We start from the raw sequence: 25,671 nt of genomic DNA, 5'->3' as shown, positions 1-25,671 counted from the left end.
CCGAAGGCCCGAGGACCGCGGTCCCGTCCTGGGCGGGACACGACGGGGGACGATGCCGGGGTCGCCGGCCCCTGCCGCCCGGGTCGGCCGGCGCCGCAGAGTTCCCGGCATGACGATTCGAACCGAGCCGATTCCCGCTCGTACCGACCTTTCGCCCGCCGCCACCGCCCGCATCTCGACCGGCCCGACCCGGGCGCTGGCCCTGGCCCTCGCCGCCGGCACGCTGACCTGGGCGGTCACCATGTTCACGGTCGGCAACAACCCGACCGACTCGCTCGGCCGGACCATCTCCGACCTGGGCGGCGGCGCCTTCCAGCTCGGCCTCTTCGCCCTGCTGGCGATCCAGCTGCGCACCGCGGCCACGGGCACCTCGAAGGTGGCGCGGGGCATGCTGTACGTGGAGCACGTCCTGCTCGCCGTCGCGACCGTGTGGAGCTTCCTGCACGCGGTCCCGTCCCTGCGCGACGCCGTCTGGCTGGTGCCGATGGACGTGTTCTGGCCCCTGTCGATGCTGGGCATGTTCGTGATCGGCCTGAAGATCCTGTTCACCGCCCGCTGGCGCGGCGCGGCCCGGATCTGGCCGACGGTCGCGGAGAGCTGGGCCGTGGTGACGGTGCCGACGTTCGCCGTCCTGGGCTCGCCGATCGCCGACTACGTGGGCGCGACGCACCTGCTCGTGGGCTACCTGACGCTGGGGCTGATCCTGGCCGCCCGCCCGGAGCTGACGGGGGCCCGCGCATGACCCGCTGGGCCGGCCCCTGCTGAACACGCCATCGTCCGGCGGCTCCGGCCGCCGGACCCAGCCGTGGTCAGGCCTTCTTGGCCGTCACGGGCAGGACCGCGCGGTCCGGGTTGACGTGCAGCACGCTGAACACGATCGGGTCGCCGGTCGGCCAGCCGATCGCCAGGCGGTGGGTCTCGCGCGTGGCCGGGAACAGCATCCGGCCCGTCGCCACGACCGGCAGGCCGAGCTTGGCGGGCTGGGCGCCGCGGTTCTTGATGTTGCCGCCCACGACGTTGATGAGCTCGCCCATCGCGTCCGTCACGTCGTGGTCGGTGACCTCGGCGGCGTCCATGGCCAGCATGATCGCGGTGATGTCGCCGGCCGCGCTCGGCGGGACGAGCACGCGGACGTGGCCCTCCCAGGCGCCGGTGATCGACACGGCGGCGGTGATCGACTTGGCGTCGGGCATCGGCGGGGCGTCGACCGGGGTGGCGTCGGGCTGCTGGAGGTAGGCGTCCCAGACCTCGTGCACGATCTCGGCGAGGTCCTGGTCCACCAGTCCGGACTCTGCGGTGGAAACGTCCGCCATGGCGGCTCCCGACGGTTGCGACGCGGCACCGCCTGCCGGTGCCTCCTCACCGCATGGTGCCAGCCTAGGGTTTCAACGCGACCGGTTTGCCACATTTGCGCAGGCCGGGCCGGGGCACGGCGGGGGTTTCAGCCCGGAGCGGAAACCGCAACGGCGGGCGGCCGGATCACCGATTCTCGCCTATGTTCGGCTCATGCGCCCTTACTACGAACGGCGGGACGAGGAGCCGGTGCCGCCGCCGGCCCAGCACGCGCCCTGGCTCGACGAGCAGCTGTTCGGCCGGCGCATGGTGTTCGTGCGCGGGCCGATCGAGCCCGAGATGGCCGCCCGGGCGGCGGCGACGCTGCTCGCGCTCGACGCCGCCGGGGCCGAGCCGATCAGCCTGCACCTCAGCGCCGACCAGGGCCATCTCGCGGCGGTCTGGACGCTCGTGGACGCCATCGACTCGATCGGCGCCCCGGTGCACGCCACCGCCGTCGGCGAGGTGAGCGGGGCGGCGCTCGGGGTGTTCTGCGCCGCGGCCGAGCGCTCCGCGTTCGCGCACGCGCGGTTCCGGCTCGCCGAGCCGAAGGTCTCCTCCCCCGGCGGCACGGCCGACCAGGTGGTGGCCGAGGCCGGGCGCTACCTGCGCGACCTGGAGGACCTGATCCTGCGCATCGCGGGCGCCACGGGCCAGGCCCGCTCCCGGGTCGAGGACGACCTGCAGTCCGGGCGGGTGCTCACCGCGGCGGAGGCGATCGACTACGGACTGATCGGCGGCATCGTCCGGCGCTGAGCCGTCCCGGACGGAACCACCCGTTCCTGGGGCGCACGGTACCCTCCGCGCCACGTATAGTCCCCGCCACACGGATCACCGGGGGATGGGATGAGGGACGGACGGCTCGTCGCGACACGGCTCGTCGCGACACGGCTCGTCGTCGCGCTGGTCGCGGTCGCGGCGCTGGTTCCCGCGGTGATCAACGCGGCGCACGCCGCGCACGCCGGGGCCTATCTCGCGGCCCGCTACCGGGGCGCTTCCGGGCAGCCCGAGCGCAGGCTCCTGACGGCCATGGAGCACCTCGGCGAGCAGATGGGGCGCGAGGTCCCCGCGGGCGCGCTGGTCTACATCGACGAGCCCGACGGCATCTGGTGGTTCCGGCTGCAGGAGCTGGCCGCCATGCACGGCGTGACCACGGTGAACGCCCGCGAGCGGGCCGACGTCGTGCTGCGCCGCCGCGTCGATCCCAGGCTCCCGGACGGGGTCGGGCTCGAGCTCACGGCGGTCGCCCGATGACCAGCGTCGTCGCCGTGTTCGCCCTGGCCGTGGCCGGGCTGCCGCTGGCCTGGGCGCTGACCCGCTCGGTGCCGCTGGCCGTCGTGCTCTCCCCGCTCGCCGCCGCCGCGGTGTCGAGCGTCGCCGTGGTGCTCATGCTGTGGCTGCGCGGGCCGCTGCTGCCCTGGTTCGGAGCGGTGTTCCTGGCCACCGTCGCCCTGGCGTGGTTCGCGCGCGGCGCCGCGGCGGTGCCGGGCGGCTCCTGGCGGGAGGCGGGGCTGCTGGGCGTACCGCTGCTGGCGCCCTTCCTGATGATGTTCCAGAGCCCGCTCGGCTGGGACGCGCACGCGATCTGGTGGCAGCACGCCGGATACTTCGCGCAGGGCGGCGACTTCGCCCGCGCCGCGATCGGCAACGAGACGATCGCGATCACCCACACCGACTACCCGCCCATCGCCTCGGCCCCGGTCGCGGTCGCGTGGCGGCTGCTGGACTCCCTCACGTTCCGCCCGGCCCTCGCGGTCAACGTCGCGATCACGTGGTCGGCCGTCGTGCTGGTGGCCTATGCGGTGCGCCGGGCGACCGCGAACGCCCCGGCCTGGCTGTCGGTCCCGGCCGCGCTGGCCGCCGCGTGCGCGGCCTGGCTGCCGCAGTTCACCGCGCCGGCCGAGGGCTACAGCGACACGATGTGCGCGGCCGCGTTCGTCGCCGGGGCGGTGCTGCTGCTCGGCGCGGCCGATCCGGTGCGGGTCACGCCGCTCGCGCTGTTCCTCGTCTCGGCCGCGGTGCTGACGAAGAACGAGGGGCTGCCGCTCGCCGGGGTCGTCGCGGTGGTGGCGACGCTGCGGCTGCGCCACGAGCCGCGCCGCGCCGCGTGGTGCTGGCTGCCGGTCGGGGTCGCCGCGGTCTGGTCGGCGACGGCGCGCGTGTTCGGCGCGAAGAACGATCTCATGGCCGACGGCCGCTTCGGGCAGCTGCTGCACGGCGACCACGCGGCCTGGAGCCGGCTGCCGGAGATTCAGGCGGCGCTGAGCGGCCAAGTCGGCTCCGTCGTGGGGGCCGCCGTGCTCGCCGCGGTGCTCGGCACCTTCTTCCTGCGCGGGCGCCGCCGCGCGCTCGGGCTGGCCGGCGACGGGTGGCTGTGGGTGGTCTTCGGCGGATACTGGGCCGCGATCACGTTCATCTATCTCATTTCGCCGTATCCCATCGGCTGGCACCTGTCCACGTCCGTCGACCGGGTTACGATCGTGATGGCGATGCTGGCCGGGGTCAGTGCCGCGACGTGGCTCGTCGTGAGCCTCGCGCCCGCTCCCGCGAGCGCGGCGATCCCGGCCCAGCCGGACCCGCCGGCGCCGGAGGGTGAGCGTGGAGATCGAGGTGACCGGCGCGCGGCCGGTGCCGGAGCGGCCTGAGCCCGTCCGGAGCCGCCGCGGGGCGGTGACCATCGCGGTGGCGCTCGTGGCCGGGCTCGCGTTCGGCTACGCGCTCGCGACCGCCCGCCCCGCGACCCGCACGATCGTCGCCGCGCCGGCCGGGCCGCCGGCCCTGGCCACCACCGACCCGGTGCCCGCCGGGCTCTCCGGCGAGCAGGTCGCCACGATGCTGCGCCGGGTGCGGGAGTACAACAAGCCCGAGTCCGACGCGGTCGAGACGACACCCGAGCGGCTCATGAGCGGGCGGCGCGACAACCTCCTGCGGCTCGACGACGATCGCGCCCTCCCGGCCGGGCAGTACCGCCTCCAGGCCATCTGCCTGGGCGACGGGCAGGTCTGGGCGCTGCTGCGCATCGGCGACGACGAGGCGTACGTCGACATGGAATGCGTCGCCGAGCACGTCCTGGTGTCCCAGCTCCTGCTCACCGCCCGGACCGGGGGCCACCGGGTGGTGACGGCGGTGACCGACTCCCGCTTCGGCATCGTGCTCGGCCTGCAGATCCTGCGTAGGGGCTGAACCGGTGGCAGTGTGGAGTGGGTGGAGGTTGTCACAGGGGTGCCCACCGGCGCACACGCGGCCTTAACGTGTCCACCATGAGCACGCCCACCGAGGAACTCCTGGACTGGCAGCGGCTCGCACTGGGCGTGCTGCGCAAGTCCGGGCTGGCCGGCGACGACACGCCGCCCGAGGCGGTGGCGGACCTGCTGGCGACCGAGACCTACGACGGGCTGCGGATCGCGCCGCTGTACACGGCGGCCGACCCCGCGCCGGCGGCCGGTCAGCCGGGGCACGTGCCGTTCGTGCGGGGCACGAGCGCGGCGCCGCGGCCGTGGGACGTGCGGCAGCGCCACGCCGACCCCGACCCGAAGGCGACCCGGGCGGCGGTGCTGGCCGACCTCGAGAACGGGGCCACGTCGCTGTGGCTGGCCGGGATCGCCCCGGGCGACCTCGCCGAGGCGCTCGACGGGGTGCTGCTCGACCTGGCCGCGGTCGTGCTGGACCACGGGCCGCTGACCCACGAGGCCGCCCGCGCGTTCCTGGCGCTGCCCGGATCGGACAAGTCGGGCAACCTGGGCGCCGACCCGCTCGGCCTGGCCGCGCGGACCGGATCAGTGCCCGATATGAGCGTATTGTCGGCGTTGACGGGCTCCCCCGTCCCGATCGCGACCGTGGACGCGACCGTCTACCACGACGCCGGCGCGAGCGACGCCCAGGAGATCGGCTACGCCACCGCGACCGGGGTCGCCTACCTGCGCGAGCTCGTCGGGGCCGGGCTGTCCGCGGGCATGGCGCTCAAGCAGCTGGAGTTCCGCTTCGCCGCGACCGCCGAGCAGTTCGCCACGATCGCCAAGCTGCGCGCCGCGCGGCGCATCTGGGCGCGGGTCGCGCAGGTCTGCGACGTGCCGCACCTCGGCGCCCAGCGGCAGCACGCGGTGACCAGCGACGCGATGATGACCGCCCGCGACCCCTGGACCAACCTGCTGCGCACCACCGTGGCGTGCTTCGGCGCCGGGGCCGGCGGCGCGGACGCGGTCACCGTGCAGCCGTTCGACGCGCGGCTCGGCCTGCCCGACGCCTTCTCGCGGCGCATCGCGCGCAACACCCAGTCGCTGCTCATCGAGGAGTCCGGGGTCGCCCGGGTGCTCGATCCGGCCGGCGGGTCCTGGTACGTCGAGTCGCGCACCGACGCCCTCGCGCACGCCGCCTGGGACGTCTTCACCGAGGTCGAGCGCGCCGGCGGGATGGCCGCGGCCCTGCGCTCGGGGCTGGTCGAGGAGCGCGTCGGCGCCGTCCGGCAGCGGCGCGAGGCCGACCTGGCCCACCGCCGGCAGCCGATCACGGGCGTGTCGGAGTTCCCGGACCTGGACGAGCGGCGGCCGATCAGACCCCCGGCGCCGGTGCCGCCGAGCGGCGGGCTGCCGCGGATGTCGTACGCCCACGGCTTCGAGGCGCTCCGCGACGCCGCCGACGCCGCGGCCGAACCCCCCACGGTGCGCCTGGTCGCGCTGGGCCCGGTGGCCGCGCACTCCGCCCGCGTCGGCTTCGCCGCCAACCTGTTCGCGGCCGGGGGCGTGCGCCTGAGCGAGGACAGCGCGGCGCCGGTCGCGTGCATCTGCGGCTCCGACCGCTCCTACGCCGAGCAGGCCGCGGCCACCGCCGCCCGCCTGCGCGTCGAGGGGGTCACGACGATCTGGCTCGCGGGCAAGGGCGACTACGACGGCGTGGACGCCTACCTGTACAGCGGCTGCGACGCGCTCGCCGTCCTGCGCCGCACGCACGAGGACCTGGGAGTGGCACTGTGATCCCCGACTTCTCCGAGGTCGCCCTCGGCACGCCGCGCGTCGAGCCGGCCGAGCGCGGTGAGGCCGGCGAGGTCTGGGCCACGCCCGAGGGCATCGACGTCAAGGGCGTCTACGGCCCCGACGACCTCGCCGGGGTCGAGTTCCTCGGCAGCCTGCCCGGCATCGCGCCCTTCGTCCGCGGGCCCTACCCGACCATGTACACGACGCAGCCGTGGACGGTGCGGCAGTACGCCGGCTTCTCCACGGCCGAGGAGTCCAACGCGTTCTACCGGCGCAACCTGGCCGGCGGGCAGAAGGGCCTCTCGGTCGCCTTCGACCTGGCGACCCACCGCGGCTACGACTCCGACCACCCGCGCGTCGCCGGCGACGTGGGCATGGCCGGGGTCGCCATCGACTCGATCCTGGACATGCGCCGCCTCTTCGAGGGCATCCCGCTGGACCGGATGAGCGTGTCGATGACGATGAACGGCGCGGTGCTGCCGGTGCTGGCGCTCTACATCGTGGCCGCCGAGGAGCAGGGGGTGAAGCCCGAGCAGCTCTCGGGCACCATCCAGAACGACATCCTCAAAGAGTTCATGGTCCGCAACACCTACATCTACCCGCCCGCGCCGTCGATGCGGATCATCAGCGACATCTTCGGGTACACCTCGAAGCACATGCCGAAGTTCAACTCGATCTCGATCTCCGGCTACCACATCCAGGAGGCCGGGGCGACCGCCGACCTCGAGCTCGCTTACACGCTCGCCGACGGCGTGGAATACCTGCGGGCCGGCCGCGACGCCGGGCTGGACGTGGACGTGTTCGCGCCGCGGCTGTCGTTCTTCTGGGCGATCGGCATGAACTTCTTCATGGAGGTCGCGAAGCTGCGGGCCGGGCGGCTGCTGTGGGCGCGGCTGGTGCGCGAGTTCGGCGCCGAGAACCCCAAGTCGCTGAGCCTGCGCACGCACTGCCAGACGTCGGGCTGGTCGCTGACCGCCCAGGACGTCTTCAACAACGTGGTGCGCACCTGCGTCGAGGCGATGGCCGCGACCCAGGGCCACACCCAGTCGCTGCACACCAACGCGCTGGACGAGGCCCTGGCCCTGCCGACCGACTTCTCGGCCCGCATCGCACGCAACACGCAGCTGCTGCTGCAGCAGGAGTCGGGCACCACGAAGGTGATCGACCCGTGGGGCGGCAGCGCGTACGTCGAGCGGCTCACCCACGACCTCGCCGCCCGTGCCTGGGCGCACATCGAGGAGGTCGAGCGGGCCGGCGGCATGGCCCGGGCGATCGACGAGGGCATCCCGAAGCTGCGCATCGAGGAGGCGGCGGCCCGCACGCAGGCCCGCATCGACTCGGGGCGGCAGCCGGTGATCGGGGTGAACAAGTACCGGCCCGACACCGACGAGCCGATCGAGGTGCTCAAGGTCGACAACTCGGCGGTGCGCGCGGCCCAGATCGCCCGGCTGGAGCGCCTGCGGGCCGAGCGCGACCAGGCCGCCTGCGACGACGCGCTGCGGGCGCTGACCGAGGGCGCGGCCGGCGGCGGGAATCTGCTCGAGCTGTCCGTGGCCGCGGCCCGGGCGCACGCGAGCGTCGGGGAGATCTCCGACGCGCTGGAGAAGGTCTTCGGGCGGCACACGGCGCAGATCCGTACCATCTCCGGGGTGTATCGCGACGAGGCGGTCAAGGGCAGCACGGCGGCGGTCGCCGTCGAGCGCGTCCGCGCCGCCACCGACGCCTTCGCCGACGACGAGGGCCGCCGGCCGCGCATCCTGGTGGCCAAGATGGGCCAGGACGGGCACGACCGCGGCCAGAAGGTGGTCGCGACCGCCTTCGCCGACCTCGGCTTCGACGTCGACGTGGGCCCGCTGTTCTCCACGCCGGCCGAGGTGGCCCGGCAGGCGGTCGAGGCCGACGTGCACATCGTGGGCGTCAACTCGCTCGCCGCGGGGCACCTGACGCTCGTGCCGGCCCTGCGCCACGAGCTCGCCGAGCTGGGCCGCGACGACATCCTCATCGTGGTCGGCGGGGTCGTCCCGCCCCAGGACTACGACGAGCTGCGCACGGCCGGGGCCGCCGCCATCTTCGGCCCGGGCACCGTCATCGCCGACGCGGCACTGGACCTGCTGGAGGTGCTGCGATCCCGGTTGCAGCACTGAGCGACCTGGTCGAGGGCGTCCGGGGCGGCTCGCGCGCCTGGATCGCCCGGGCGATCACGCTCGTCGAGTCCACCCGCGCCGACCACCGCGCCCGCGCCCAGGAGCTCCTGCACGCCCTCACCCCGCACGCGGGCGGCGCCCGGCGGATCGGCGTCACCGGCGTGCCCGGGGTCGGCAAGTCCACGTTCATCGACGCGCTCGGGATGTACCTCATCGAGGCCGGCCACCGCGTCGCCGTCCTGGCGATCGACCCGTCCTCGACCCGCACCGGCGGCAGCATCCTGGGCGACAAGACGCGGATGACCCGCCTGGCCAACGATCCCGCCGCGTTCGTGCGCCCCTCCCCCACCTCCGGCACGCTCGGCGGGGTGGCCCGCGCGACGCGTGAGGCGATGGTGGTCGTGGAGGCCGCGGGCTACGACGTGGTGCTGGTCGAGACCGTCGGGGTGGGCCAGTCCGAGACCGCGGTCGCCGACATGGTCGACACGTTCCTGCTGCTGGCCCTGGCCCGCACCGGCGACCAGCTCCAGGGCATCAAGAAGGGCGTGCTGGAGCTGGCCGACGTGATCGCGGTGAACAAGGCCGACGGCCCGCACGAGCAGGACGCCCGCGCCGCGGCCCGCGAGCTCTCCGGCGCCCTGCGGCTGCTGCACTCCGGCACGTCGGTGCTCACGTGCAGCGGCCTGACCGGGGCCGGCCTGGACACGTTGTGGGACCGGCTGCGCCGCCACCACGACGGGCTGGAGGCCGCCGGCGAGCTGCGGGCACGGCGGGAGCGCCAGCAGATCGGCTGGGTCTGGGCGATGACCCGCGACGCCCTGCTCGACGGCCTGCGCACGTCGCCGGCGGTCCGCGAGCTGACGCCCCGGATCGAGCGCGCGGTCCTCGACGGCTCGCTGACCCCGGTCCAGGCGGCCGAGGCACTCCTGGCCGCCTACCGCGGTCAGGCCCCGTCCTAGGCCTCGACCGTTCTAGGCTTCGACCGTCCGGCCGGTCTCCAGGTCCACGACGGTGATCGCCTCCATCGGGCAGTTCGCGACCGCGTCGAGCACCGCCTCGTCGCCCGGCTCGATCTCCGGGCGCACCGGGTGCGCGCGCCCCTCGGCGTCGTCGAGGTCGAAGCGCTCCGGTGCGACCCCGACGCAGCTGCCGGAGCCGATGCAGGCGTCGCTGATGGTGATCTGCCACATGTCTGCCAATCTATCGCCGCGTGCCGCAAGAAACCGGCAAGTTCCGCGGGAACGCATTGATCGGCTCGCCCGCGGGGCCCTACGTTCGGCACCGGTGGATCACATGGATCTCGACTCGGGGATGATCGAGTCGCCCTCCCTCGCGCTCGCCGTGCGCTGCCTCGGCGAGCGGCACCGGGCCGACCCGGTCACGGTGCTGCTCGCGGCCGTCGCGCTGCAGCTGGCCGCGTACACGGGCGAGGACGAGGCCGCCCTGCGCGTGCCGGCGGGCGGGTTCCGGCTCGACTGCGCGCCCTCGCGCTACCGCCACGAACCCGTCGGCTCGCTGCTGCGCCGGGCCGAGGTCGCCTACGAGGACTCCCGCCCGGACGGCTGCTGGTTCGCCGACCGGCGGTGCGACTCGACCGGGGCCGCCGGGGTGCGCGGGGCCGCGCGGCTGTCCGCGGTCGTGCCCCGCGATCCGGCTCCGGCGGGTGCGCGCTTCTTCCTGTGCCTGCTGCGGCTCGGCCCGACCGCCGAGCTGCGGCTGTGCGCGGCGCACGGGTTCCTGGGCCGCCGCGGGCCGCTGGGCTTCCTCAGCGACCTGGAGCGGGTGCTGGTGCGGGCCACCGGGACGAGCACCACGGCCGGGCTCTACGCGGCGGTGCGATAGCCCTCAAGTCGGCCCGCTCCCTGCCGATCAGGCAAGCGGTATGACCAGATCACCATGGATCGCGGCCGTCGTGTGCGCCCTGCTGGCCCTGACGGCGGCCCCCGCGTCGGCGAGCCCGAAACCGCAGCCCTCCCCCAAGGCGACGGTGGCGGCCGAGACGGGCTCCGACGCGCTCTCCGAGCAGCTCGAGGTGGCCAACAAGGCCTACATCGACGCGCAGAACCAGCTCGCCGCCTCCCAGGCCCGCCAGGCGCTCGTGCAGGCCGAGCAGGCCGAGCTGGAGCCGCGCTACCAGCGGCTCGTCGAGGCCACGCGCACGGTGACCGTGGCGGCGTACCAGTACGGCGGCGGCCTGCGCGACGCGGCGACCCTGCTGGACAGCCCCAGCCCCGGCGTCTTCGCCGACCGCGTGAGCCTGCTCGAGCTCGTCGCCCGGCGGCAGTCCGCGCAGCTGCAGGAGCTGGCGAGCGTGCGGGCCACCCTCGAGGCGAACCGGGCGACCATCGACACCGAGGTGCGCCGCCAGCAGGACCAGCTCGCGGTGATGGCCCAGCAGAAGGCGGCCGTGGAGCAGGCGCTCGCCGAGGCGCTGAACCGGGAGTCGCAGCCGATCCTCGACCCGGCGACGACCACGAGCGTGAAGACCCCGCTCGTCAACGCCGAGCCGGCCCCGCGCCGCCCCGACGGCTCGTGGCCGCCGGAGACGTGCGGCCTGCACGACCCGACGACGTCGGGCTGCCTGACCCCGCGCACCGAGCACGCGCTGGAGCAGGTCAAGCTCGCGGGCTTCGGGCACTACGTGTCGTGCTTCCGCCCGAGCGGCCCCTACGAGCACCCGAAGGGCCGGGCGTGCGACTTCGCGGCCGACCCGAAGGGCTTCGGCGGGGTGGCGACGGGGGCGGCGAAGGAGTACGGCACCGAGCTGGCGACGTGGCTGGTGCGCAACGCCTCGGCGCTCGGGGTGATGTACGTGATCTGGTTCCGCCAGATCTGGACCCCGGCCGCGGGCTGGCACCCGTACTCCAGCGGCCAGGGCGACCCGAGCAGCGACCACACGAACCATGTCCACATGTCGATCTATTAGACATTGACCTGCGTGGTGCTCCCGTGATCTGATCCGAGAACTCTTCACGTTCTGGGATCGAGGAGACCGCCCGTGTCCAAGTTCCTCCGTGCCGCGCTCGTGGCGACCGTCGTCGCCTCCGCGGCCGTGGCCGCGACCGCCGCCACCCCGCCCACCGCGGCCGCCGCCGCCCTGCCCACCGCCGCCGTCGCCCTGGGCGACAGCTTCATCTCCGGCGAGGGGGCGGGCGCCTACCAGCCCGTCGTCGACGTCAACGGCGTGAGCCAGGGCTTCCCCGGCTGGTCGGCGCCGAACAGCAACGCCTACTTCTGCCACCGCTCGGCCAACGCATCGCTGCTGCAGGCCACGCTGCCGGGCATCCAGGACCGGTACAACCTGGCCTGCTCCGGCGGCCGCCCCGCCGACTTCGCCAGCCCGTCCTCGGCCCGCGAGAAGGGCCGGACCGTCGCCGCCCAGCTCGACCAGCTCCGCGCCGTCGCCCAGACGCACGACATCGACCTCGTGCTCGTCGGGCTCGGCTCCAACAACAGCCAGTTCACCTTCGGCGACGTGGCGGAGAAGTGCGCCAACCGCTTCATCGCCGACGCGTGGACGGGGTGGTGGGAGTTCTGGGCGTACCTCGGCGGCCCGGTCGAGCAGGCCCCGTGCGCCGCGGGTGACCTGGCCACCCAGGCCCAGTTCGACGCGGCCACGGCCGAGACGATCGCCGCCGTCCGCCAGCTGCTCACCACCCTCGACCAGGTCGACGCGGACCACCAGCACCGGGTCGTGTTCCAGGACTACACCAACCCGCTGCCGTTCGACCTCGACCCGTCCTACTGGGAGGCCGACAGCCGCCAGGACGACCGGGACAAGTTCCGCGACCTCGGCGCCCTGCGGTACGCGGCCGGCTGCCCGATCCACCGCGCGAGCCTCTCCGCCGGCCATCTCTTCTCGCAGGGCCTGGGCACGCTGGTGCAGAACGTGCGCAACACCCTCGCCGCCGAGCGCCCGAACGACGACCTCGTGTTCCTCGACGTCCAGCACGCCTTCGACGGCGCCCGGCTGTGCGAGCGGCCCGGGAGCCCGGCGGGCGCCCTGGCCACGCCGATCCGCCTGCAGGACGGCGCGAGCGGCACCTTCGTGACCAGCCTCTCGGGCAAGGACAAGATCGCCATCCAGCGGATCGCCAACACCTGCGTGTCGTACTTCCAGACCTGCCAGGAGTCGTGGCACCCCACGGCCGCGGGCCAGGCCGTCCTGGCCAAGTGCCTCGGCGCGGCCTCGACCACGGCCGCGCGGGCGGTCACCTGCACCAGACAGCCCGACGGCACGATCGTCGCCGCCTAGCGACCCTCCCGGGCCTCGGCCGATCGGGACACTACCGAGGCCCGGGAACCACCGTCCGCAGGCACGACAGCAGCGCCTCCACCGCCGGGAGCTGAGCCCTCGCCGCCGTCACGTGGGCGTCCAGCCGCCGCGCGCCCGCGCCCGGCAGCGACGTCACGGTGATCTCGTCGCGGTTCGCGCCGCGCAGGGCGAGGTCCGGCACGATCGTGGCCCCGTGCCCGGCCGCGACCAGCGCCAGCACCGTCGGATAGTCCAGGCACTCGTGCACCCGCCGGGGCGTGAAGCCCTGCTCGCGGCAGACCCGGTCGAGGATCTGCCCCGTCGTCGACGACGGGGAGCCGGCGACCCACGGGCGGTCGGCCAGGTCCGCGTACGCGTGCACGGGCGGCCAGCCCACCGGCACGACCACCCGGTACTGGTCCTCGCACAGCGGCATCACGGTCAGGCGGCGGCGGGTCTCCAGGCCCAGGACCGCGTCGCGCTCGGTGATGGTCAGGTCGATGCCGCCCAGCCGCAGCTCGCGCAGGGCCGGGGCGCCCTCCAGCTCGGTGATCGCGCAGACCACGTCCGGGAAGTCCTCGGCCAGCAGCGCCATCGCCGGCAGGAGCAGGTGGCGGATCACCGTCGCGAAGGCGGCGACCCGCACGAGACCCGCGGCCCGGCCCGACATCGCGGCGAGCTCGCGCTCGGCCTCGACCAGCTCGCGGGCGATCGCCTCGGCCCGGTCGGCCAGCACCCGGCCCGCGGCCGTCAGCACCGCGCGGCGGCCGGAGCGGTCGACGAGGGGGCGCCCGACACTGCGCTCGAGCTGGGCGAGCTGCTGGGAGACGGCCGACGGGGTCACGTGCAGGGCGGCCGCGGCGCCGGCCAGGGTGCCGCGGCGGGCGATCGCGGCCAGCACGGCGAGCCGGCGCGGGTCAAGATCCATGTGAAGCCTCACTGCAGTACTGCTGTAGCAATTCTCGCTCACGCGTTAGCCGCACTTGATGCGACGATCGTCGCCATGTTGATCGGCTTCCTGGGGTGGGCCGGCGCCGCGCTGGTGCTCGCCGCCTACGGCCTGGTGTCCGCCAAGCGCCTCACCGGCGACGGGTTCGCGTTCCAGGCCATGAACATCGTCGGGGCGGTCGCGCTCGCCTGGAACTCGGCCGTCAGCCACGCGTGGCCGTCCACCGCGGTCAACGTCGTGTGGGTCGGGATCGGGGCGGTGACCATGTTCCGGATCGCGCGGCGGGCGCGGGTGCGCCGGGCGGCGGATCAGATGGAGTACCAGGGCGCCCGGATGCGGTAGAAGGCGAACTCGCCCTTGGTCGCGCAGGCCAGATAGGTGTGGCTCCAGGTGCAGGAGTCGGGGCGCGCGTCGACGTCGCCGAGGTTGCGCGCGGTGCCGTGCTCGGCGTCGACGCCCATCCACGGGTAGGCGCCGCTCGGGGGTACCGCCGGCAGCAGCAGGTAGCTGCCCTCGTCCAGGCGCGCCGCGCGCTTGCCGGGCCAGCTGCGCACCGTCCGGCCGTCGGCGTCCAGCAGCGTCTCCGCGGTGTCGGTGCCGGAACCCGTACGCATCATGATGCGGTCGCCGACCGGGACGGCCTGCGAAGGGCGCTCGGCCGCGATGCGGAACACCACCCGGCCGTCGGCGGTGTCGAGCTGGGTGAGGAAGTGGTCCTCGCCGACGCACACCCGCTGCTCCCCGCACGAGGTGACGAACAGGGGCCGGGCCCGCTCGTCCGGGGACGCCCACGTCCAGCTGGCCTTGCCGAGGCTCTTGCGGTCGTACGCCCGCAGCGCGAACTTCGCCGCCCGGGGCGCCACGAAGACCTGGTCCTCGTACGGGTACACGAGATCGTCCGGGTCGGCGAGGCCCGTCCCGGCCCCGAGCACGTGCCCGCCGGCGAGCCCGACGACCTCCAGGCCCCGGTCGGGGATGGCCCGCACGATGTTCGGGTCCACGGTCAGCGCCTCGTCCAGCGGCTCACCCGCCGTGGACGTCGGCACCTGCTGGCCGCTCCAGTTGTCGGTCAGCCACCAGCTCGCCGCGCCACCCGGCTGGTCGAGCACCGCGGTCGTCTTGCCGTTGCCGACGTCGGTGACGCTCAGGCGGTGCGTGGCCTCGGCGTAGCGCACGAAGTACTTGCCGACGAGCTCCCAGCGGTCGCCGGAGTCGACGTCGAAGGTCGCGAACGGCACCCCGTTGTTGGCGTTGAGCAGCGTCACCCGCCGGTGCCCGGCCGCGTCGGGCAGCCCGGTGACCTGCACCATGCCGCGGGCCGAGCGGAACGTGTCGACGTCGGTCAGCGACGTGTTGGTCCAGATCGCGACCGCGGGCTTGTCGGAGTCGACGGCTCGCAGCTCGTAGCTCCCGCCGCCGGTGGCCCGGCCGAGGAAGGCGCGGCCGCCGTCGAGGAACGCCCGGGCGCGGACACTGTCGGCCGGCAGCGCGACGCCGCCGATCCGTTCGAACCGCTCGAAGCCGTACGGGCGCTGGCTCAGCCGGTACACGAACCCGAAGACCAGCAGCACGACGGCCAGCGCGGCGACCCCGGACGCCGACCACCGCGCACGCCGGGAGAGCCACAGCGACCGACGCGGGCGCAGGTCGTCGGCTAAGGCGTGCGCATGCACCCGCCGAGGTTACCCCGCGATCCCGTCAGCTGAAACTGTTCGGGCCGAGCAGGGCCTTCAGGTCGCCCTTGAGCGCCGTCGTCGGGTTCACGTGGTAGGGCCCGAGGCGCAGCAGCGTCACCCGCGAGCCGTGGCTGAGCTTCACGTGCACCTCGGCCTTGCCCGGGTGGTTGACCAGGATCTCCTTGAGGCGGTCGACGAGCGGCGGGGTGCACCGGGTGGCCGGCAGCGACAGCACGACCGGCCGGTTCTCGTCGGCGGCGCTCACGTCCGGGATCGACAGGTCCATCGCCATGAGCCGGGGCGTCTCGTCGCGGCGGTCGACGCGGCCCTTCACCACCACGATCGCGTCCTCGGCGATGTACTGCCCGACGAGCTCGTAGGTGTTCGGGAAGAACAGCGCCTCGACCGCGCCGCCGAGGTCCTCCAGCGACGCCGAGGCCCACGGCTTGCCCTGCTTGGTGATGCGCCGCTGCACGCCGGTGAGCATGCCGGCCAGGGTGACCACGGCGCCGTCGGCGATCGCGCCCTCCTCCGACAGGCGGCTGATCTCGGTGTCGGCCGCCTTCGACAGCACCGACTCCAGGCCGAACAGCGGGTGGTCGGAGACGTAGAGGCCGAGCATCTCCCGCTCGAAGGTGAGCAGCTCGCGCTTGTCCCACTCGATCTGCGGGATCTGCACCGACATCGCCGTGCCGCCGGAGGTGTCGTCCGACCCGAACGCGTCGCCGAACAGGTCGAACTGCCCGATGGCCTCGTTCTTCTTGAGGTCGGCGTAGTTGTCGATCGCGTCGGCGTGGATGGCCAGCAGGCCGCGGCGCGGGTGCCCCATCGAGTCGAACGCGCCCGCCTTGATCAGAGACTCGATCGTCTTCTTGTTGCACACGACCGAGTCGACCTTGGACAGGAAGTCGTCGAAGTCCTTGTACGGCCCGTTGGCGGTCTGCCGGCAGCGCACGATCGCGTCGACGACGTTGTGCCCGACGTTGCGCACCGCGGCGAGCCCGAACCGGATGTCCTTGCCGACCGGCGTGAAGGGGCCGGTGGACTCGTTGACGTCGGGCGGGAGGACCTCGATGCCCATGCGCCGGCACTCGGCGAGGTACATGGCCATCTTGTCCTTGTCGTCGCCGACGCTCGTGAGCAGGCCGGCCATGTACTCGGCCGGGTAGTTCGCCTTGAGGTACGCGGTCCAGTAGGAGACCAGGCCGTACCCGGCGGTGTGGGCCTTGTTGAAGGCGTAGTCGGCGAACGGGACGAGCACGTCCCAGAGGCTCTTGATCGCCTCGTCGCTGTAGCCGTTGCCGCGCATGCCGTCGCGGAACGGGATGTACTCCTTCTCCAGGACCTCCTTCTTCTTCTTGCCCATGGCCCGGCGCAGAAGGTCCGCCTGCCCCAGGGTGTACCCCGCGAGCTTCTGCGCGGCGCGCTGGACCTGCTCCTGGTAGACGATCAGGCCGTACGTCGGGCCGAGGATCTCCTTGAGCGGCTCCTCCAGCTCCGGGTGGATCGGGGTGATGTCCTGCTGGCCGTTCTTGCGCAGGGCGTAGTTCGTGTGCGAGTTGGCACCCATCGGACCGGGCCGGTACAGCGCCAGCACGGCGGAGATGTCCTCGAAGTTGTCGGGCTTCATCAGCCGCAGCAGCGAGCGCATCGGGCCGCCGTCGAGCTGGAACACGCCGAGGGTGTCGCCGCGGGCCAGCAGCTCGTAGGCGGCCTTGTCGTCCAGCGGCAGGGAGAGCAGGTCGAGGTCGATCCCGCGGCGTTTGATGTTCTTCACCGCGTCGTCGATGATCGTCAGGTTCCGCAGGCCCAGGAAGTCCATCTTCAGCAGGCCGAGCGTCTCGCAGGTCGGGTAGTCGAACTGCGTGATGATCGCCCCGTCGGCGTCGCGCCGCATGAGCGGCACGTGGTCGATGAGCGGCTCCGCGGACATGATCACGCCGGCCGCGTGGACGCCCGTCTGCCGGATCAGGCCCTCGAGCCCCTTGGCAGTCTCGACGACCTTCTTGACGTCCGGGTCGCTGTCGTACAGCGCGCGGAACTCGACCGCCTCGGAGTACCGCGGATGGTTCGGGTCGAAGATGCCCGAGAGCGGGATGTCCTTGCCCATCACCGCGGGCGGCATGGCCTTGGTGATCTTGTCGCCGACCGCGAACGGGTAGCCCAGCACGCGGGCCGAGTCCTTGATGGCGGCCTTGGCCTTGATGGTGCCGAAGGTGGCGATCTGCGCGACGCGGTCGTCGCCCCACTTCTCGGTCACGTAGCGGATGACGTCGCCGCGCCGGCGCTCGTCGAAGTCGATGTCGATGTCGGGCATGGAGACGCGGTCGGGGTTGAGGAACCGCTCGAAGATCAGCCCGTGCGGGAGGGGATCGAGATCGGTGATGCCCATCGCGTACGCGACCAGGCTCCCGGCCGCCGAACCACGCCCGGGGCCGACGGCGATGCCCTCGTTCTTGGCCCACATGATGAAGTCCGAGACGACGAGGAAGTAGGCCGGGAAGCCCATCGAGATGATGATGTCCGTCTCGTAGTCGGCCTGCTTCTGGTGTACCTCGTCCACGCCGTTCGGGAACCGCCGGGCCATCCCGCGGGCGACCTCGGCCCGGAAGAACGACTCCTCCGTGTGGCCCTCGGGCACCGGGAAGCGCGGCATCAGGTTGACGAACTTGAACATGTCCGTCGTGTCGACCTTCTCGGCCACCAGCAGGGTGTTCCTGCAGCCGGCCTGCCACAGCTCGGACGAGTCCACGGCCCGCATCTCGTCGGCCGACTTGAGGTAGTAGCCGGAGCCGCCGAACCGGAAGCGGTTGGGGTCGTTGATGTTCGCCGCGGTCTGCACGCACAGCAGCACGTCGTGGGCCTCGGCCTGGGCCTGGTGCGTGTAGTGCGAGTCGTTGGTGACCACGGGCGGGATGTTGAGCCGCTTGGAGATCTCGGTCAGGCCGTCGCGGACCCGCTTCTCGATGTCGAGGCCGTGGTCCATGACCTCGAGGAAGTAGTTGTCCTTGCCGAAGATCTCCTGGTATTTCGCGGCCGCCTTCAGCGCCTCGTCGAACTGGTCGAGCCGCAGCCGCGTCTGGACCTCGCCGGACGGGCAGCCGGTCGTGGCCATGAGGCCCTCGGCGTGCTCGGCGATGATCTCGGCGTCCATCCGCGGCCACTTCACGAAGTGGCCCTCGATCGACGCGCGCGAGTTGAGCCGGAACAGGTTGTGCAGGCCGGTCTTGTTGCGCGCCCAGATCGTCTTGTGCGTGTAGCCGCCGGAGCCGGAGACGTCGTCGTCCTTCTGGTCCGGCCGGCCCCAGCGGATGCGCTGCTTGGTGAGGCGCGACTCCGGGGCGACGTAGGCCTCGACGCCCAGGATCGGCGTCACCCCCGCGCCCTTGGCCTGCTTGTAGAAGTCGTACGCGCCGTGCATGTTGCCGTGGTCGGTGATCGCGACGGCGGGCATGCCGAGCCGGTTGGCCTCGGCGAACATCTCCTTGAGGCGCGCGGCGCCGTCGAGCATGGAGTACTCGGTGTGCACGTGGAGATGCACGAACGAGTCGGCCATGCTCAACCCCCCGGGGCTCGGTCTGACAGGTCCGGCCATGGACCCTACCCCCATCCGGACGCCTTTGGGCGGACCCCCCACGGACGTGTCGAAGGGCACTGCGCTACCGCAGTTCCGCCGTCACCGTCAGTCGCAGATGGGCGTCGACCCACGCCCGCACCACCGCCGCACCGGGCTCCGGCCCGAGCGCGTCACGGAGCGTCTCGAGCGCGGCCGCGGCCCGGTGGAGCCCGACCCGGTTCAGCCCGTCACCGGCCTTGCGCAGCCGGTCACCGAAGCCCGGCGGAAGGTGGCGCAGTCCCCGGTGCGGCATCTCGGCGAGCGTAGCGATCGCGTGGTCGAGCGCCTCCGCCAGCGGCTCCTCGCGCACGCCGTCCGGCAGCGCGAGCTCCGCGGCGCCGGCCTCGCCCAGGTCCGGGACGACGACCGTGGTCCCCGCCACGATCGCGAGCGGGTCGATCTCGATCCCGCCGCTGGTGCTGCGCACCACCCCGCTGACGTACGACGGCGCGGCCGCGAGGGCCTCGGCGACGGCGTCGAGGCGGCCCGGGGCGGCGGCGGTGTGGGTCGCGGTGAGGACGGCCCGGTTGCCGTGCCGGTCGACGAGGCCGGCCCGGAGGCGCTGGGCCCCGGGCGCGTACGCCACGGCGTGCACCTGCGCGACCTCCAGCACGCGCACGAGCTCGGCCTCGATGCGCGGCCGGACGGCCCGCGGCGGCAGCCCGGCGAGCTCCCCGGCGAGCGCGGCCAGGTCCCGCACGAGCAGCGTGTCCGGGAGCCGGTCCCACGCGCCGCGCGACGCCGTGACGGTGGCCTTCGCGACCCGGCTCGACGTGAGCCGTACGGCCCGGCTGGCGCTGCGCACCGCGGACTGCGTCACCAGCGTGCCGGCCGCGAGCGCCCCGACGCTCGACCCGGCGAGCCGCCGCCGCCCGAGCCGCGCCCCGGGCTCGTCGCCTTCCCAGGCCCGCCGCAGCACGAGCACGGTGCCGGTGTCGGCGTGGGCCAGGTACACCTCGACGACCCGCCGCTCGTCCCCCGTCGCCGCGCTCCCGGCGGCCACGACGCGGCACCCGAGCCCGTCGAGCCGGACCCGCCGCAGGGGTGTCTCGGCCGCCTCCTCGGTGCCGAGCACCCGGGCCCGGGCCCCGCCGCCGAGGCCCCGGGCCGCCCGCGCCCGCGCGTGCAGCTCCCCGACCAGCTCGGCCAGCCGCTCCGGCGAGTACCCGCTGCCCCGGTCCCGGTACGCCTCGAGCTGCTCCGCCAGCTCCCCCACGGCCAGCAGCGGCCACCGCAGCCCGTCGCGCTCCAGCCGCCGGGCGACGTCCGCGATGCCGCCGACGATCCCGGCCCCGAGCTGCACCGCCCCGCCGAGCAGCACCTCCGTGGCCAGCCCGGCGGCGAGGTCGGGCCCCTCGCCGTGCTCCGTCGCCGGTTCGCCGACGTCGACCCGCACGTCGGCCTGCCCCGGCGCCTGCCGGTCGGCCTCCCGGAACGCCCACACGGCGAGCGCGATCACGTCGTCCCGCGTCCCGGCCACGGCGTCGGTGTGCACGAACCCGAGGTCGTCCGGGACCAGGAAGCGCACGGTGGCCGAGCCGAGGTCGACGCGCGCGACGGGGTCGGCGGCGCTGGGCCGGAACACCCGCGCGTGGTACCCGGCCCGCCGCGCCCGGCGAGCCGCGGCCATCATCCGCTCCCCGATCCGCGCGGCGACCTGCTCGTCCGCGAACACGCCCGGCGACCACCCGGCACCGCCGGCCGCCTTGCTCCGCTCCCCGCGCCCGGCCTGGTACGCCAGGATCAGCCCGAGCACGTGCCGGCAGACGCCCACGGCCCCGCACGTGCAGGTCGCCCGCTGCAGCCCGCCGGCCGGCAGCACGGGAGCGGCACCGTCGGCGAAGCTGCCCCGCAGCGTGCCGTCGGCGTCCTCGGCGACGCCGGGCGGCGCGGCCTCGACCTCGCGGGTGGCCCGCTTGACCAGGCCCCGGTTCGTCAGCGCGGCCAGCGAGCCGGCCGTCAGCGCGAGCACGTCCGCCCTCATCGGCCCACGTGCTCCGCCACGAACGCCGCCAGCTCCCCCGGCGTCATCGCCCCCACCCCGGCCCCGGCGTCGGCGAGCCGCTGCGCCGTGTCCGGGTCGTACGACGGGTCCGCCTGCTCGTCCAGCGCGGCCAGGCACAGCACCGTGGTGCCCTGCTCGACGAGCGCCCGCACCCCGCGCACCAGCCGCGCCTGGTCCCCGCCCTCGTAGAAGTCGCTGATGACCGCGACGATGCTCCGGCGGGGCTGCTCGATCAGCTGGGTGCCGTAGGCGACCGCCCGCGCGATGTCGGTACCGCCGCCGAGCTGCACCTGCATCAGGATCTCGACGGGGTCGTCGACCTCGCCGGTCAGGTCGGTCACGTCGGTGTCGAACGTGACCAGGTGCGTCTTCACGCCCGGCAGCCCCCACAGGCACGCGGCCGTGACGGCGGCGTGGATCACGGACCCGGCCATCGACCCGGACTGGTCCACCAGCAGCACGAGCTGCCACCGCTCGACGTGGCGGCGGGTGCGCGAGAAGAAGTACGCCCGCTCGACGTACACCTTGCCCTCCTGCGGCCGGTAATGCCCCAGGTTGGCCCGCAGCGTGCGGCGCACGTCGAAGTCCCGCGCCAGCCGGAACCGGCTCGGCGTGCGCGACCGCGCCCCGGTGAACGCCCGCCGGACCTCGGTGGCGAGCCGCTCCATGAGCTGCCGCACGACCGCCTCGACGATCCGCCGCGCCTGGCGCAGGACCTCGGGGTCCATCAGGTGCTTGGTGCGCAGCACCGCCCGCAGCAGCGTCTCGTTCGGCTCGATCCGGGCCAGGACGGCGGGATCGGTCACCACGTCGTGAATCTCGTACCGCTCCACCGCGTCGCGCTCGAGCCGCTCGATGGTCTCCTTGGGGAACAGCTTGGCGATCTGGTCGAGCCAGTCGACGGTGGTGAGCAGCGACGGCCCGTCCCCGCCGTGCCGCCCGCCGCCCCGGACCCCGCGCCGCCGCAGCTCCTCGTCGCGCCCGTAGAGCCACTCCAGCGCCGCGTCCTGCCCCATCGCGTCGCCCTCGAGCACCCCCCGGCCGAGGCCCCCGTCGGCGGCGTGCCCGAGCACGAGCCGCCACCGCTGCAGCCCCGGATCGGCCCCCGCCGCGGCCTTCGTGTCGGCCTTCGTGTCGGGCTTCGTGTCGGGCTTCGCGTCAGACTTCGCCTCGGGCTCCGCGTCGGCCTTTGCGTCGGGCCCCGCGTCGGGATTCGGGTCGGGCCCCGCGTCGGGTTCCGCGTCGAGATTCGGGTCGGGTTCCGCGCCGGGATTCGGGTCGGGTTCCGCGTCGGGATTCGGGTCGGCCGGGCGTCCCGGCACCGCCTCGCCGTTCACGAGAGCATCCCGTGCCGGGCCAGCGCCGCGTCGACCCGCGACTCCAGCACCGCCGCCCGAGCGAGGGACTCCGCGTCGACGGACGGCGCCCGCAGCATCGCCCGCCCCGACCCCGCGACCCCGCGCCGCGCCAGCACGTGCTCCGCGATCGTCTCCCGCTCCCGCGGCGGGAAGTACGCGAACGCCTGCCGCAGCGCCGGCAGCGCGATCAGGAAGTCCTCCGCCCCGAGCCCGGAGAGGATCTCGTCGAGCAGATCGAGCACCCCCTCGGCGTGCAGCACCTCCTCCCGCGCCACCGCGAACAGCCCGGACAGCCAGTCCCCGAGCGCCACCGCGCCGCCCGCACCGCGCACCGCCCGCACCGGGTCGTCCTGCGCCCCGAGCGCCCACCCGAACCCGAACGCCCCGCCCCGCAGGTCCGGCGGCCCGTCGCGCCCGGCCGCGACCCGCGCCATCGCCCCGAGCGCCGCCGCCCGGTCGAGCCCGAGCCGCGCCCCCGCGTGCCGCACGACGTCCCGCAGCGCGACGACGGCCCCGATCCGCCCCGGGTCGGCCGCCGCCGAGGCCCCGCGGGCCCCCTCCGCCAGCCACAGCAGCCGGTCGTGCGAGGCCGAGATGACCACCCCGAGCGCCGCGGACCCGGCGGTGCCGAGCAGCCGATCGTGCCGCCACAGCGCCAGCAGTACCCCGAGCAGCCGCCCCAGCTCCCCCAGATCCTGCGCCGAGGCGATGCCGAGCCCGAGGTCGCGCAGCACCTGCTCGGAGAGGCGGGTCGTCCCGCACAGCGCCGCGTCGAAGAGCGCCCCGGCCAGCTCCCCCACGTTCCCGCCCGCGTCCGCGACGCGCTCGGCGATCCGGGCGGCCGCGGCCGATTCGAGGGTCGCCCCGTACGCCCCCGCCTCGATCAGCGACGGCAGTCGATGCTCGTGCTCGTGTACCGTCCACTGCTCGTCCAGCACCGGATCGACCCCGGTGGCCGGCCCGTGCCGCCGCTCGAACCCCGGGACGGCCAGCACCCGCAGCCGATGCAGCATCCGGCTGCGCCGCTGCCCGTCCGGCGCCGTCAGGCTCAGCGCGACCGGCCCGCCCGTGTCGAGCCCCTCCCGTTCGAGCTCCGCCGCGACGTCGTGCACGAGCGGCGGCAGCGGCGTCGCCGGGTGCAGCCGCCCGACCCGGTCCCCGCTGAGCGCGGCGACCATCTCGACGACGACCGGGTGCGTGCCGGCCCGCAGCCGCCCGCGGGTGGCCCACGGCAACGGCTCGTCCAGCGCGTCGTGCACCAGCGCGGCGGCCAGCCCGTCGAGAATGTCGGTCCGCCCCGGGTGCCGATGGCCCCGCACGAGCGCGAGCCCGGCGGCGCAGGCCCGGGCCGCGATGAGATCGGCGGTGGAGACCCCCTGCCGCCGCCGGCGCAACCGCCGGACCACGGCCCCGACCAGCCCGTCGGCCGCCGCCTGCGCTCCCGACTCCCACAGCCGCTGGTAGTACTCCGGCGACGGCATCCCCGACTGGTACCCGCCGAACGCGTCGAGCCGCCGGAACGAGTACGGCACGAGGTAGCTCCCGCCGACGGCCCCGCGCGGCAACGAGGGCGCCGCGGGCCACCCGTCCTCGTCTGCGGGCTGCTGGGCCCTCGGCTGCAGGCCCGCGCTGCCCACCGCCGCGGCGTCACCGCCTCCCGCCGCGCGCGGCTCTGCCTTCGGCTCCACGCCCACACCGCCCACCGGCGCGTCGTCACCGCCTCCCGCCGCGCGCGGCTCTGCCGTCGCCTCCACGCCCACACCGCCCACCGGCGCGGCGTCGGCGGCCGCTGCGCGATCCAGGGCCGCGAGCCCGATCGGCGGGGGCGGCGCGTCGTCGGCGGTGGCTGCGCGATCCCGGGCCGCGAGCCCGATGGGCGCGGGCGGCGCGTCGTCGGCGGTCGCTGCGCGATCCCGGGCCGCGAGCCCGATGGGCGCGGGCGGCGCGTCGTCGGCGGCCGCTGCGCGCTCCCGGGCCGTGAGCCGCATCAGCGCGGGCCGGTGGAACCCGCCCGTGACCACCACGACGGGCCGCTCTCCGGCCTCGCGTTGCGCGGCCCGCACCCATCGCGCCATGTACTCCTCGCGCGCCCGGTCCCCCTCGCTCGCCTCCGACTCCCCGCGCAGCAGGTCGAAGTAGGCCGCCAGCCGCGCCTCGATCGCGCTGCCGGACCCGGTCCCGCCCACCGCCGAGGTGCCGTCAGGGTGATGCGCCGGGCCGGCAGTGCTGGCGGCGGTGGCGGTGCTGGCGGTGCTGGCGGTGCTGGCGGCGGTGGCGGTGCTGGCGGTGGTGGTGGCGGGCTCGATCTCGAAGAGGTGGTCCCACAGCGAGTCCACGTTGTCGACCGAGAACGCCTCGCACAGCCGGTCGACGGCCTCGGCGTAGCGCTCCTCGGCGTCGCGGTACCGGTTCTCGCGCCCGGCCAGGGCCTCGTGCCAGGCCGGCAGGTCGATGAAGCGCACCTCGGCCCCCGCGGCGCGGCCGGCGGTGAGCGCGACCCACTCCGGCGAGTACTCGCAGAACGGCGCCCACGACCCCGCGTGCCGATGCTCGTCGCGGTAGCTGCTGAAGACGGCGATCGGCAGCGTGTGCCCGAGCAGCAGTTCGTCCATGCGCTCGTTCATGTCCGCCGGCCCCTCGACGAGCACATAGGCGGGCCGGAGCGCGGCGATCGTCTCGCCGACCAGGCGGGCGCAGGCCGGGCTGTGGTGCCGCACCCCGATGAACGTCACCGTCATCGCGCGCCGACCTTCCCGCCGGTCGGCGTCCCGGCCGTGCCGGCCAGCGTCCCGGGCGCGCCGGCCTTCCCGCCGGCCGGCGTCCCAAGCGGGCCGGCCAGCGTCCCAAGCGGGCCGGCCAGCGTCCCAAGCGGGCCGGCCAGCGTCCCAAGCGGGCCGGCCAGCGTCCCAAGCGGGCCGGCCAGCGTCCCAAGCGGGCCGGCCAGCGTCCCAAGCGGGCCGGTCGGCGTCCCAGGCGGGCCGGCCGGGGCACCGCGGCCGGCTCGCGGGCTCCGGCGGGCGCTGGACCGCAGGAGCCGTGGCCGTCGCGGGCGATGTCCCTTCCGTGGCATCACCGGCGCCGAAGCGGCAGCGGGCCCGGCGGGAGGGCGCAGGACGACTGCCGCTGATGGACCGGGAACCTCGTGGGCACCGGCGCGAGCACCGGCGGCGTCGTAGGACCCGATCGCGACCCCGCGGACGCGGACCGGGCCGCGGTCGCACGCCTCGACCCATGCCACCGTCACCACGGCGACCCCCCACCGAGCACACGAGCACGGACCAGGCCGCGGTCGCACGCCTCGACCCATGCCACCGTCACCACGGCGACCCCCCACCGAGCACACGAACGCGGACCAGGCCGCGGTCG

General features: G+C 74.4%; 20 protein-coding genes. 12 read left to right on the top strand and 8 right to left on the bottom strand.

What is annotated here, in order from left to right:
* Positions 1-109: 109 nt before the first annotated feature.
* Positions 110-742: a hypothetical protein gene (locus tag ACQP1P_RS11965; protein ID WP_433085965.1), complete on the top strand. Its 633-nt coding sequence runs from the start codon at positions 110-112 to the stop codon at positions 740-742.
* A gap of 67 nt (positions 743-809) precedes the next feature.
* Here ACQP1P_RS11965 and ACQP1P_RS11960 read toward each other — a convergent pair whose 3' ends face one another.
* Entirely contained in the window at positions 810-1,313 is a 504-nt protein-coding gene (locus ACQP1P_RS11960) for a chemotaxis protein CheX (protein WP_433085963.1), read from the bottom strand.
* Positions 1,314-1,506: 193 nt separating this feature from the next.
* Between ACQP1P_RS11960 and ACQP1P_RS11955 the strand changes: the two genes are divergently transcribed.
* From ACQP1P_RS11955 to meaB, 7 genes are all read left to right on the top strand, one after another.
* Positions 1,507-2,088 carry an ATP-dependent Clp protease proteolytic subunit gene (locus tag ACQP1P_RS11955; RefSeq protein ID WP_433085961.1) on the top strand — a complete coding sequence of 194 codons (582 nt, stop codon included), beginning with the start codon at positions 1,507-1,509 and terminating at the stop codon, positions 2,086-2,088.
* 90 nt (positions 2,089-2,178) lie between these two features.
* Entirely contained in the window at positions 2,179-2,586 is a 408-nt protein-coding gene (locus ACQP1P_RS11950; RefSeq protein ID WP_433085959.1) for a hypothetical protein, read from the top strand.
* Entirely contained in the window at positions 2,583-3,977 is a 1,395-nt protein-coding gene (locus tag ACQP1P_RS11945; RefSeq protein WP_433085957.1) for a hypothetical protein, read from the top strand. Before ACQP1P_RS11950 ends, ACQP1P_RS11945 begins: the two co-directional genes overlap by 4 nt.
* A complete protein-coding gene (locus ACQP1P_RS11940; RefSeq protein ID WP_433085956.1) occupies positions 3,931-4,515 on the top strand; it encodes a hypothetical protein in 585 nt (194 codons plus the stop codon). Before ACQP1P_RS11945 ends, ACQP1P_RS11940 begins: the two co-directional genes overlap by 47 nt.
* Before the next feature lie 77 nt (positions 4,516-4,592).
* Positions 4,593-6,302, top strand: coding sequence for a methylmalonyl-CoA mutase subunit beta (locus ACQP1P_RS11935; protein WP_433085954.1), 1,710 nt, complete (start codon positions 4,593-4,595; stop codon positions 6,300-6,302).
* A gap of 92 nt (positions 6,303-6,394) precedes the next feature.
* Positions 6,395-8,446 carry a methylmalonyl-CoA mutase gene (gene scpA, locus ACQP1P_RS11930; RefSeq protein WP_433089973.1) on the top strand — a complete coding sequence of 684 codons (2,052 nt, stop codon included), beginning with the start codon at positions 6,395-6,397 and terminating at the stop codon, positions 8,444-8,446.
* Positions 8,428-9,405 carry a methylmalonyl Co-A mutase-associated GTPase MeaB gene (meaB, locus tag ACQP1P_RS11925; RefSeq protein WP_433089971.1) on the top strand — a complete coding sequence of 326 codons (978 nt, stop codon included), beginning with the start codon at positions 8,428-8,430 and terminating at the stop codon, positions 9,403-9,405. The genes scpA and meaB overlap by 19 nt, the downstream gene beginning before the upstream one ends.
* 12 nt (positions 9,406-9,417) lie before the next feature.
* Here the strand turns inward: meaB and ACQP1P_RS11920 are convergent, their stop codons facing one another.
* Positions 9,418-9,636, bottom strand: a complete 219-nt coding sequence (locus tag ACQP1P_RS11920; RefSeq protein ID WP_433085952.1) for a ferredoxin — start codon at positions 9,634-9,636, stop codon at positions 9,418-9,420.
* Positions 9,637-9,730: 94 nt separating this feature from the next.
* Here ACQP1P_RS11920 and ACQP1P_RS11915 point away from each other — a divergent pair, with 94 nt between their 5' ends.
* The 3 genes from ACQP1P_RS11915 to ACQP1P_RS11905 all read left to right on the top strand — a co-directional run bounded on the left by ACQP1P_RS11915 (position 9,731) and on the right by ACQP1P_RS11905 (position 12,701).
* Positions 9,731-10,288 (top strand): hypothetical protein, encoded by a 558-nt coding sequence (locus ACQP1P_RS11915; protein WP_433085950.1) that lies wholly within the window; start codon positions 9,731-9,733, stop codon positions 10,286-10,288.
* A 40-nt stretch (positions 10,289-10,328) separates the two neighbouring features.
* The gene (locus ACQP1P_RS11910) at positions 10,329-11,372 is read left to right on the top strand and encodes a coiled-coil domain-containing protein (RefSeq protein WP_433085948.1); all 1,044 of its coding nucleotides are present in this window, start codon (positions 10,329-10,331) and stop codon (positions 11,370-11,372) included.
* Positions 11,373-11,498: 126 nt separating this feature from the next.
* Positions 11,499-12,701, top strand: coding sequence for a hypothetical protein (locus ACQP1P_RS11905; protein ID WP_433089970.1), 1,203 nt, complete (start codon positions 11,499-11,501; stop codon positions 12,699-12,701).
* 31 nt (positions 12,702-12,732) lie between these two features.
* Here ACQP1P_RS11905 and ACQP1P_RS11900 read toward each other — a convergent pair whose 3' ends face one another.
* On the bottom strand, positions 12,733-13,629 hold the full coding sequence (locus ACQP1P_RS11900; RefSeq protein ID WP_433085946.1) for a LysR family transcriptional regulator: 897 nt from the start codon (positions 13,627-13,629) through the stop codon (positions 12,733-12,735).
* 75 nt (positions 13,630-13,704) lie between these two features.
* Between ACQP1P_RS11900 and ACQP1P_RS11895 the strand changes: the two genes are divergently transcribed.
* On the top strand, positions 13,705-13,992 hold the full coding sequence (locus ACQP1P_RS11895) for a CBU_0592 family membrane protein (protein WP_433085944.1): 288 nt from the start codon (positions 13,705-13,707) through the stop codon (positions 13,990-13,992).
* Here the strand turns inward: ACQP1P_RS11895 and ACQP1P_RS11890 are convergent.
* The 5 genes from ACQP1P_RS11890 to ACQP1P_RS11870 form a co-directional block, all read right to left on the bottom strand.
* The gene (locus tag ACQP1P_RS11890; RefSeq protein WP_433085942.1) at positions 13,959-15,323 is read right to left on the bottom strand and encodes a hypothetical protein; all 1,365 of its coding nucleotides are present in this window, start codon (positions 15,321-15,323) and stop codon (positions 13,959-13,961) included. The genes ACQP1P_RS11895 and ACQP1P_RS11890 overlap by 34 nt on opposite strands.
* Before the next feature lie 25 nt (positions 15,324-15,348).
* Positions 15,349-18,882, bottom strand: a complete 3,534-nt coding sequence (dnaE, locus tag ACQP1P_RS11885; protein WP_433085940.1) for a DNA polymerase III subunit alpha — start codon at positions 18,880-18,882, stop codon at positions 15,349-15,351.
* Between the two features lie 103 nt (positions 18,883-18,985).
* Positions 18,986-20,926 carry a hypothetical protein gene (locus tag ACQP1P_RS11880; protein WP_433085938.1) on the bottom strand — a complete coding sequence of 647 codons (1,941 nt, stop codon included), beginning with the start codon at positions 20,924-20,926 and terminating at the stop codon, positions 18,986-18,988.
* A complete protein-coding gene (locus ACQP1P_RS11875) occupies positions 20,923-22,038 on the bottom strand; it encodes a VWA domain-containing protein (protein WP_433089968.1) in 1,116 nt (371 codons plus the stop codon). Before ACQP1P_RS11875 ends, ACQP1P_RS11880 begins: the two co-directional genes overlap by 4 nt.
* A gap of 242 nt (positions 22,039-22,280) precedes the next feature.
* Complete coding sequence (locus tag ACQP1P_RS11870) at positions 22,281-25,043, bottom strand: DUF5682 family protein (RefSeq protein WP_433085936.1); 2,763 nt, start codon at positions 25,041-25,043, stop codon at positions 22,281-22,283.
* Between the last annotated feature and the right edge of the window lie 628 nt (positions 25,044-25,671).

The organism is Dactylosporangium sp. CA-052675 (genome assembly GCF_050947935.1).
In the GTDB taxonomy this organism is placed as follows: Bacteria; Actinomycetota; Actinomycetes; order Mycobacteriales; family Micromonosporaceae; genus Dactylosporangium.
This window is presented reverse-complemented; position numbering and strand designations above follow the sequence as displayed.

Bases quoted from the DNA above. Each gene is read 5' to 3' on its own strand.
- ACQP1P_RS11965 (WP_433085965.1), top strand. From the start codon at position 110: ATGACGATTCGAACCGAGCCGATTCCCGCTCGTACCGACCTTTCGCCC.
- ACQP1P_RS11960 (WP_433085963.1), bottom strand. From the start codon at position 1,313: ATGGCGGACGTTTCCACCGCAGAGTCCGGACTGGTGGACCAGGACCTC.
- ACQP1P_RS11955 (WP_433085961.1), top strand. From the start codon at position 1,507: ATGCGCCCTTACTACGAACGGCGGGACGAGGAGCCGGTGCCGCCGCCG.
- ACQP1P_RS11950 (WP_433085959.1), top strand. From the start codon at position 2,179: ATGAGGGACGGACGGCTCGTCGCGACACGGCTCGTCGCGACACGGCTC.
- ACQP1P_RS11945 (WP_433085957.1), top strand. From the start codon at position 2,583: ATGACCAGCGTCGTCGCCGTGTTCGCCCTGGCCGTGGCCGGGCTGCCG.
- ACQP1P_RS11935 (WP_433085954.1), top strand. From the start codon at position 4,593: ATGAGCACGCCCACCGAGGAACTCCTGGACTGGCAGCGGCTCGCACTG.
- ACQP1P_RS11920 (WP_433085952.1), bottom strand. From the start codon at position 9,636: ATGTGGCAGATCACCATCAGCGACGCCTGCATCGGCTCCGGCAGCTGC.
- ACQP1P_RS11910 (WP_433085948.1), top strand. From the start codon at position 10,329: ATGACCAGATCACCATGGATCGCGGCCGTCGTGTGCGCCCTGCTGGCC.
- ACQP1P_RS11900 (WP_433085946.1), bottom strand. From the start codon at position 13,629: ATGGATCTTGACCCGCGCCGGCTCGCCGTGCTGGCCGCGATCGCCCGC.
- ACQP1P_RS11895 (WP_433085944.1), top strand. From the start codon at position 13,705: ATGTTGATCGGCTTCCTGGGGTGGGCCGGCGCCGCGCTGGTGCTCGCC.
- dnaE (WP_433085940.1), bottom strand. From the start codon at position 18,882: ATGGCCGACTCGTTCGTGCATCTCCACGTGCACACCGAGTACTCCATG.
- ACQP1P_RS11880 (WP_433085938.1), bottom strand. From the start codon at position 20,926: ATGAGGGCGGACGTGCTCGCGCTGACGGCCGGCTCGCTGGCCGCGCTG.
- ACQP1P_RS11870 (WP_433085936.1), bottom strand. From the start codon at position 25,043: ATGACGGTGACGTTCATCGGGGTGCGGCACCACAGCCCGGCCTGCGCC.